We start from the raw sequence: 7,766 nt of genomic DNA on the forward strand, positions 1-7,766 counted from the left end.
CCTCCCGGCCGGTCGCTTGGTCATATTTTCGGTTTGTAGTGAATTGGCGCCATGCGCGCCCCCACCCCCGGCCTCCGCCCGGCCCCCGCCCGCCTCGCCCTGGCCGCCGCCCTGCTCCTCGCCACCGCCGCCACCGCGTCCTGCGGCGGCCTGCCTACGGCCGCGGGCGACGGCCCCGACACCGCGGGGAAGGGCGTGTCGGCCGGTCACGGCCACCCCGCCGCCCCCTTCACCCTCCTCGGTACCGGCGACGTCCTCCCCCACGACTCGATCATCGACCAGGCCGCCGCCGACGCCGCCGGCAGCGGCAGCGGCGAGGGCTACGACTTCGCGCCGATGCTCTCCGGCGTCCGGGACACCGTCACCGCCGCCGACCTCGCGATCTGCCATCTGGAGACCGTCTCCGGCGGCCCCGACGGCCCGTACACCGGCTACCCGGCCTTCACGTCCCCGCCCCAGGTCTCCGCCGGGCTGCGCGCCACCGGCTACGACTCCTGCTCCACCGCCTCCAACCACACCCTCGACGCCGGCACCGACGGCATCCGCTGGACCCTGGAGGCCATGGACGCGGCCGGGCTGCGGCACACCGGCTCGGCGCGCACCGCCGCCGAGGCCCGCGAGCCCGCCCTGCTGCGGACGCCCACCGGCGCGCGCGTGGCCCAACTCGCCTACACCTACGGCACGAACGAGATCCCGCTGCCCGCCGGCCGCCCCTGGGCGGTCAACCTCCTGGAGCCCGAACGGATCATCGCCGACGCCCGCCGGGCCCGCCGCGCGGGCGCGGACGTGGTGGTCGTCTCGGTGCACTGGGGCTCGGAGTGGCAGGAGGCCCCCGACGAGCTGCAGCTGCGCACCGCCCGCCGACTCACCGCCGCCCGCACGAAGGGGCGCCCCGACATCGACCTGATCCTGGGCACGCACGCACACGTGCCCCAGCCGTACGAGAAGGTCAACGGCACCTGGGTGGTCTACGGCATGGGCGACCAGATCGCCGGCCGGATGGTCAACCACGAGGGGCTGCCCGACCCGCGCGGCAACTGGGGCACCCTGGCCCGCTTCACCTTCGCCCCGCCCGAGCGCGGGGGCGGGCGCTGGCCGGTGTCCCGGGCGGAGTTCCTGCCGCAGCTGATGGACCTCGACGGCCCGAGCCCGCGCGTGGTGAACCTGGCGGCGGCGGCCGGGGACGGCCCCGCGTACTACGGGGAGATCCGCGACCGCATCGCCGACATCGTCCTCAGCCGGGGCGCGGCGGAGGACGGCCTGGTCATGGGGCGCTGATCACGCGGACGTACGCACCGGACGCCGGTCGCCCGGAAGCAGCAGCGCCATCCCCACCAGCGCCACCGCGAGCAGGATCGAGCCGGTACGGAAGGCAAGCGCGTAGCCCTCGGCGAGCGCGGCCTCCGTCTCGGCCGCTCCGGTGCGGGCCGCGGCGACGGTCGCCAGCACGGAGAGCCCGAGCGAACCGCCCATCATCCGCGAGGTGTTGGAGATCCCGGAGACCAGTCCGGCCTCGGCGGCGGGGACGCCGGAGGTGGCGGCGTTGACCAGCGGGGTGGTGAGGACGCCGGCGCCGAACATCATCAGCAGGCCGGGGCCCAGCAGCGTCGCGGCGTAACTGCCGTGCTCGGTCAGCGCGAAGCTCTGCCAGAGGTAGCCGCAGAAGGTCAGCGCGCAGCCCGCCAGCGCGGTGCGCTTGGCGCCCAGGCGCAGCATCAGCCGGGGCGCCAGCTTGGAGCCGGCCACGATGATCAGCGACATGGGCAGGAAGACCAGCCCGGCCCGGATCGGCGAGTAGTGCAGCACGTTCTGCATGTAGAGGGTGAAGAAGTACCAGGAGGAGAAGGTCGCCGCCCCGATGCCGAACATCGCCGCGTTCGCCGTGGCCAGCGGGCGCAGCCGGAAGAGGGCCAGCGGCACCAGCGGCGCCGCGGTCCGCGACTCCACCAGGCAGAAGACCGCCAGCAGCGCCAGCCCGCCGCCGATCGGCGCCAGTGCCTGGTACGAGCCCCAGCCGACCGCCTCCGTCTGCACCACGCCGTAGGCCAGCGCCGCCAGCCCGCCGGTCGCCAGCACCGCGCCGGGCACGTCGAGCCGGCGCCGCTCGCCGCGGCTCTCGCGCACCCACAGCGCCGCGGCCAGCAGGACCAGCGCGCCCACCGGCACGTTGATCAGCAGCACCCAGCGCCAGGAGAGCGCCTCGGTGAGCAGCCCGCCCACCAGGCTGCCGGCCGCGCCGCCGCCCGCGCCCACCGCGACCCAGGTGCCGATCGCCCGCGAGCGGGCGGGCCCCTCGGGGACGGCGGCGGTGAGCAGGGTGAGCGTGGCCGGGGAGAGCACGGCGGCGCCCAGGCCCTGCACGGCGCGGGCGGCGACGAGCTGCCAGGGCTGCTGCGCCAGCCCGCCGGCCAGGCTGGCCAGGACGAAGACCGCGAGCCCGAGGAGGAAGACGCGCTTGCGGCCGAAGAGGTCGCCGGCCCGCCCGCCGAGGAGCTGCAGCCCGGCGAAGGTGAGGGTGTAGGCGTTGAGCACCCACTGCAGTCCGGTGGTGGACATGCCCAGGTCGGCGCGGATCTGCGGCAGCGCGACGTTCATGACCGACACGTCCAGGACGATCAGGAACTGCCCCGCGCAGGCCACCGCCGCCACCGCCCACAGCGGGGGCGTCCCCCCGCGGACGGCACGGAGCGCGGGGCGGGGTGGGGCGGCTGGGGCGTGGGAGGAGTCGACCATGGGGGCCATCCAACCAAGGCGCGTACGGCGTGCGCATCGGGATATCGGCGTAGGCCCCTGTGACCTCCGACCTAGGACCCCCCGAGGCCGCCGCATAGGGTGGCGCGCATGTCGCAGCGCACCGCCCCCGCACCCGCCGCCGTCCCCGCACCCGGGATCCTGGCCGCCTTCACCGAAGCCAAGGGCTTCATGCCCGTCGACGAGGGGCTCGCCCTGTACGCGGCGGCCGTCGGGGCCGGGCGGCTCGGGCTGCCGCTGCTGGAGGTCGGCACGTATTGCGGGCGCTCCACGATCCTGCTCGCGGACGCCGCGCGCGGCGCCGGGGTGAGCGCCGTCACGGTCGACCACCACCGGGGCAGCGAGGAGCAGCAGCCGGGCTGGGAGTACCACGACCCGACGGTGGTCGACGCCGAGCTGGGCGTGATGGACACCCTGCCCGCCTTCCGCCGCACCCTGCACCGCGCCGGTCTGGAGGAGCACGTCCTCGCCCTGGTCGGCCGCTCCCCGCAGGCCGCCGCGCTGTGGGGGACGCCGCTGGGGCTGGTCTTCGTCGACGGCGGCCACACCGACGAGCACGCGAGCGGCGACTACGAGGGCTGGGCGCCGCACCTGGCGCCCGGCGGGCTGCTGGTCATCCACGACGTCTTCCCCGATCCGGCGGACGGCGGCCAGGCCCCGTACCGGATCTACCTGCGCGCACTGGAGTCCGGGGCCTTCGAGGAGGTCTCCGCCACCGGCTCGCTGCGGGTGCTGCGCCGCGGTACGGGAGCGGCGCTCTGATCGGCGGGTCTACGATCACAGGCGTGTCGGAGTCGAACGGTCGGATACGGGCCCTGCGTCTGGGCGCGGCGCTGTGTGCCGCCGCCGCGCTGGCGGGGTGCCAGGGCAGCACGTCGGCGCAGGAGCCGCGGGGCGCCGCGTCGGCCCGTACCCCTGCCCCGAGTGCCCCGAATGCCCCGCGTGCCACAAGCCCCGGCCCCTCCCCCGACGCCAAGCGCCCCCAAGTCGACGCCAAACCCCTCACCGGCAGGGTCGTCGTCCTGGACCCGGGCCACAACCCGGGCAACCGGCGGCACCCGGCGGAGATCAACCGCAGGGTCGACGTGGGCACCCACGCCAAGGAGTGCGACACCACGGGCACGGCGACGAACGACGGCTACAGCGAGGCGGCGTTCACCCTCGATGTCGCCCGCCGGGCCCGCGAGTTGCTGCGCGCGCAGGGCGCCGTGGTGCGGCTCACCCAGGACGGCGAGCGGGCCTGGGGGCCGTGCATCGACGAGCGCGCGGCGATCGGCAACCGGGCGCACGCGGACGCGGTGGTCTCCATCCACGCGGACGGCGCGGGCGCCGGCGACCGCGGTTTCCACGTGATCCTCCCCGCCCCGGTGCACGAGGGAGGCGCCGACAACCGGGCGGTCGTGGGGATCTCACGGGAGTTGGGCGAGGCGCTGAAGGCGGCCTTCGCCCGGCGGACGGGCAGCCCGGTGAGCAACTACACCGGCGGGGGGAGCGGGTTCACGGTGCGCTCGGATCTGGGCGGGCTGAATCTGTCGACCGTGCCCAAAGTGTTCATCGAATGCGGCAATATGCGCGACAGGCAGGACGCCGCGCGCCTGAAGGATGCCGACTGGCGGCAGCGGGCGGCCCAGGGGGTGGCCGCCGGGGTGGCGGCCTTCCTGGGGGGACAGTGACACCGGTGTCAGCAGCGGCCCGTACGATGGACGCGCTCCGCGGCGCCCCCACCCGGCGACCGGCACACGAACAGTGTCCGCACCACGACGACCTGTAAAGGACCATCAGTGAACATCCGCTCACTCACTCGGGGCGACGGCGTAGTGATCGGAGCAGCGTTGCTGCTGTTCGTCGCCTCGCTCCTCAACTTCTACGTCGCCGACTGCCCCTCCGGCATGTCCGGCGACCAGTGCGCAAACCTCAACGACAAGGCGCCCAGCGGCTGGTCGGGCGACCTCTTCACCGCCGTGACGGCGATCTACCTGTCCGGTCTCATCGCGGCCGTCCTCCTCGTCGTCGGCCGGCTGCTGCCGGAGGGCCGCAAGCCGGCCGGTCTGGCGCTGGACCAGGTCGGCGTCGGCCTCGCGGCGAGCGCGCTGCTGAGCACGCTGGCCGGTCTGATCAACACCCCGGAGGGCGACTTCAGCCCGGGTATGGGCCTGTACCTCGCCCTGCTCTCCACGCTGCTCCTGGTCGCCGGCGCGGTCCTGGGCTCCGTGGCGCCGGCGTTCAAGGCGCCCCTGCTGCCGGAGCCGCGCCCCGCGCAGCCCCAGCCGTACGGCGGTCAGCCGCAGCAGGGTTACGGCTACCCGGGCGCCCCGCAGCCCTACGGCCAGCAGGCCCCGGCCGGTTACGGCCAGCCCTCGCCCCTGCCGCCGACGGTGCAGCAGCCCCCGGTGCAGCAGACGCCGCTGCCCCACCAGGCGGCCTCGGGTGCGGGCGGTGCGGCCTTCGCCCCGTTCTGGTTCGCGGTGCCGGCCCAGCGCCCCCTCTACGCGGAGGACGGCAGCCCGACCCGGGTGGCCGATCTGGCGCCGGGGACCTGGTACCTGGCGCTGGAGCAGCGCGGCGACGGCCTGATCGCCCAGACCCAGGACGGCCGCCGCGGCCTCCTGCAGGACACCAACGGAATCCAGCGCGGCTGACGCCCCCGCAGGACCCGACGTGACCCCCGGCCCGCAGTGGGCCGGGGGTCACGTGTTTGGCCAGGGTTTTTCCGGTAAGCCGACTCTTATGGCCATACGTTATGGAGGCAACCCCGCGTCGACCGCCATCGCCGTCGTCGCCGATCTGGCCGCGTTCGTCATCGGCCTGTGGATCATGATGTACGCCTTGGACGCCAACCGGACCAACGACTTCGTCGAGTTCGTCCGCGACAGCGCGAACTGGCTGGCCGGCTGGTCGCGCGACATGTTCACGGTCGATCCGGACTGGTGGCGGGTCCTGCTCAACTACGGCATCGCGGCGGTGGTGTACCTGTTCGTCGGGCACGCACTGGCGCGCTCCGTACGGAAGATCGGCTGAGGATCCGGTACCACCCCGACCCGACCACCCGTCCCTCAGCAGCAGTCGGACGCCGCCCCCACCGGCAGCGACTCGCCCCCGAAGACCGCCGTGGTCGCCTCGTCCCCCCCGAGCGCGGCCACGGCCAGCAGGATGGAGCCGGCCGTCCAGGTGGTCAGCTCGACGGGCCAGACGGCGTCGTCCTCGAAGACGTAGCCCGTCCAGTACATGCCGCCCTGCTCCTCGGCGCGCAGGTGGCGGATCGAGCGCAGGATCTCCACCGCGCGGTCGGACTCCCCCATCACCCACAGGGCGAGCGCCAGTTCGGCGCTCTCGCCGCCGGTCACCCAGGGGCGGTCGTCGACGCAGCGCACACCGAGGCCGGGGACGACGAAGCGGTCCCAGCCGTCCTCGATGCGCTCCTTGGCGGCGGCCCCGGTGAGCGCGCCACCCAGGACGGGGTAGTACCAGTCCATCGAGAAGCGGTTCTTGTCGAGGAAGCGCTCGGGGTGGTGGCGGACGGCATGGCCCAGCCTGCCGAGCGCCGCCTCCCAGCCGGGCTGCGGCTCGCCGACAGCGTCCGCCAGGGCCAGCGCGCAGCGCAGCGCCTGGTGGACGGAGGAACTGCCGGTGAGGAGGCCGTCGGTGACGGCGCGACCGTCGTCCTCGCGCTTCCAGCCGATCTGCCCGCCGGGCTGCTGCAGCCCGAGGACGAACTCGGTGGCGGCGTGCACCATCGGCCACATCCGCTCGGCGAAGACCTCGTCGCCGGTGGACAGCACGTGGTGCCAGACGCCGACGGCCGGGTAGGCGCAGAAGTTGCTCTCGCGGCCCCGGTCGGTGGGCGCGGCGGCGACGCCGTCGTCGTAGGCGGCGTACCAGGAGCCGTCCGCCAACTGGTGGCGGCGCAGCCACTCGTAGGCCCGCTCGGCGCGCTCGTGCTCGCCGGCCGCGTCCAGGGCCATGGCGGCCTCGGTGTGGTCCCAGGGGTCGAGGTGGTGCCCGCGGAACCAGGGGATGGCGCCGTCGGAGCGCTGGACGGCGGCGATGGACGCCACGGTGGCGGCGGCCTGCGCGGCGGTGAGCACGCCGGGCAGCACGAGGCGCTCGGTACGGCCCGGACCGGAGAGGCTCACGCGCGGCCGGCCTTCGCGGGGGTGTCGTCGCCGTCGATGCTCGGCAGGTGGGGCTTGGTGGCGTAGGCGACGAAGCTCTTGCCGATGAGCGGGTTGAGCAGCCGCTCCACGGCCCGCGTGGCCACCGGCTTCTTCATGATGTCCCAGACCAGCAGCTTGTGGTACGCCCGCACGGGCAGCGCCTGGTCGTTGTCGACGCCGACCGCGCACTTGATCCACCAGTACGGGGAGTGCAGGGCGTGGGCGTGGTGCGTACCGTACGGACGCAGTCCCGCCCCGCGCATGCGGGCCAGCAGCTGCTCGGCCTTGTAGATGCGGATGTGGCCGCCCTCGACCTCGTGGTAGGCGTCGGAGAGCGCCCAGCAGACCTTCTCGGGCCCGTAGCGCGGGACGGTGATCGCGATGCGCCCGCCGGGCTTGAGGACGCGGACCATCTCGGCCAGGACGCCCTTGTCGTCGGGGATGTGCTCCATCACCTCGGAGATGATCACGACGTCGAAGCTGTCGTCGGGGAAGGGCAGCGCGAGCGCGTCGCCCTCCATCGCGGTGGCGGTGGCGCCCTCGGGGGCCTCACCGGCCTCCTTCATGGCGGCGAACCACTTGGCGACCTCGCGGATCTCCTCACCGTTGCGGTCGAGCGCGACGACGCGGGCGCCGCGCCGGTAGCACTCGAAGGCGTGCCGTCCGGCCCCGCAGCCCAGGTCGAGCACGCGGTCGCCCGGGGCGAGGGGGAAGCGGGTGAAGTCGACGGTCAGCACTCAGGACTCCTGCGTGGGGGACTGCGGAGAGGGGGCGATGCGGTACGGGCGCGGCCCGGCGGCGATGGCCGCGCGGTAGGCCGCGGCGGTGCGGCGGGCGGCGGCGGACCAGGTGAAGCGGGCC

General features: G+C 74.5%; 8 protein-coding genes. 5 read left to right on the forward strand and 3 right to left on the reverse strand.

Translation table 11 applies throughout. The annotated features are described in order from the left end of the window. Positions 1-51: 51 nt before the first annotated feature. Positions 52-1,278: a CapA family protein gene (locus tag ACFQLX_RS18180; protein WP_386416475.1), complete on the forward strand. Its 1,227-nt coding sequence runs from the start codon at positions 52-54 to the stop codon at positions 1,276-1,278. Here ACFQLX_RS18180 and ACFQLX_RS18185 read toward each other — a convergent pair whose 3' ends face one another. Continuing rightward, positions 1,279-2,742: an MFS transporter gene (locus ACFQLX_RS18185; protein ID WP_386416476.1), complete on the reverse strand. Its 1,464-nt coding sequence runs from the start codon at positions 2,740-2,742 to the stop codon at positions 1,279-1,281. Between the two features lie 99 nt (positions 2,743-2,841). Between ACFQLX_RS18185 and ACFQLX_RS18190 the strand changes: the two genes are divergently transcribed. The 4 genes from ACFQLX_RS18190 (at position 2,842) to ACFQLX_RS18205 (ending at position 5,769) form a co-directional block, all read left to right on the forward strand. After that, a complete protein-coding gene (locus ACFQLX_RS18190) occupies positions 2,842-3,513 on the forward strand; it encodes a class I SAM-dependent methyltransferase (protein WP_386416478.1) in 672 nt (223 codons plus the stop codon). Positions 3,514-3,536: 23 nt separating this feature from the next. After that, positions 3,537-4,424, forward strand: coding sequence for an N-acetylmuramoyl-L-alanine amidase (locus ACFQLX_RS18195; RefSeq protein WP_386416480.1), 888 nt, complete (start codon positions 3,537-3,539; stop codon positions 4,422-4,424). A gap of 108 nt (positions 4,425-4,532) precedes the next feature. Then, positions 4,533-5,390 (forward strand): hypothetical protein, encoded by an 858-nt coding sequence (locus ACFQLX_RS18200; RefSeq protein WP_386416482.1) that lies wholly within the window; start codon positions 4,533-4,535, stop codon positions 5,388-5,390. Between the two features lie 88 nt (positions 5,391-5,478). Then, positions 5,479-5,769 carry a hypothetical protein gene (locus ACFQLX_RS18205; protein ID WP_386416483.1) on the forward strand — a complete coding sequence of 97 codons (291 nt, stop codon included), beginning with the start codon at positions 5,479-5,481 and terminating at the stop codon, positions 5,767-5,769. A gap of 35 nt (positions 5,770-5,804) precedes the next feature. On the opposite strand, the gene ACFQLX_RS18210 is transcribed toward ACFQLX_RS18205, so the two are convergent. Both ACFQLX_RS18210 and ACFQLX_RS18215 read right to left on the reverse strand, forming a co-directional pair. Further along, positions 5,805-6,884: a prenyltransferase/squalene oxidase repeat-containing protein gene (locus ACFQLX_RS18210; protein WP_386416485.1), complete on the reverse strand. Its 1,080-nt coding sequence runs from the start codon at positions 6,882-6,884 to the stop codon at positions 5,805-5,807. Continuing rightward, positions 6,881-7,642, reverse strand: a complete 762-nt coding sequence (locus tag ACFQLX_RS18215) for a class I SAM-dependent methyltransferase (protein WP_386416486.1) — start codon at positions 7,640-7,642, stop codon at positions 6,881-6,883. The genes ACFQLX_RS18210 and ACFQLX_RS18215 overlap by 4 nt, the downstream gene beginning before the upstream one ends. Positions 7,643-7,766: the final 124 nt, after the last annotated feature.

The sequence above is a fragment of the Streptomyces polyrhachis genome (assembly GCF_042663125.1).
GTDB classification, from domain to species: Bacteria; Actinomycetota; Actinomycetes; order Streptomycetales; family Streptomycetaceae; genus Streptomyces; species Streptomyces polyrhachii.